The sequence below is a fragment of the Metabacillus sp. 22489 genome (assembly GCF_052044855.1).
GTDB lineage: Bacteria > Bacillota > Bacilli > Bacillales > Bacillaceae > Metabacillus > Metabacillus niabensis.
This window is the reverse complement of record NZ_JBQENT010000125.1, coordinates 1-689: the sequence shown is the minus strand read 5'-3', so window position 1 is coordinate 689 and position 689 is coordinate 1. Positions and strand designations below refer to the sequence as shown.

Genomic DNA, 689 nt, shown 5'->3' with positions numbered 1-689 from the left:
TTAGGTTAAGTCCTCGAACGATTAGTATCTGTCAGCTCCACGTGTCACCACGCTTCCACCTCAGACCTATCAACCTGATCATCTTTCAGGGTTCTTACTCACTAATGTGATGGGAAATCTCATCTTGAGGGGGGCTTCATGCTTAGATGCTTTCAGCACTTATCCCTTCCGCACATAGCTACCCAGCTATGCCTTTGGCAAGACAACTGGTACACCAGCGGTGCGTCCATCCCGGTCCTCTCGTACTAAGGACAGCTCCTCTCAAATTTCCTACGCCCACGACGGATAGGGACCGAACTGTCTCACGACGTTCTGAACCCAGCTCGCGTACCGCTTTAATGGGCGAACAGCCCAACCCTTGGGACCGACTACAGCCCCAGGATGCGATGAGCCGACATCGAGGTGCCAAACCTCCCCGTCGATGTGGACTCTTGGGGGAGATAAGCCTGTTATCCCCGGGGTAGCTTTTATCCGTTGAGCGATGGCCCTTCCATGCGGAACCACCGGATCACTAAGCCCGACTTTCGTCCCTGCTCGACTTGTAGGTCTCGCAGTCAAGCTCCCTTGTGCCTTTACACTCTACGAATGATTTCCAACCATTCTGAGGGAACCTTTGGGCGCCTCCGTTACATTTTAGGAGGCGACCGCCCCAGTCAAACTGCCCACCTGACACTGTCTCCCACCTCGAT

At 54.1% G+C, this 689-nt stretch carries 1 rRNA gene; it reads right to left on the bottom strand.

Annotated features, from left to right (window positions below):
- Position 1 precedes the first annotated feature (1 nt).
- Positions 2–689 (bottom strand): 23S ribosomal RNA (locus tag ACTJJ9_RS26370); the annotation flags it as partial.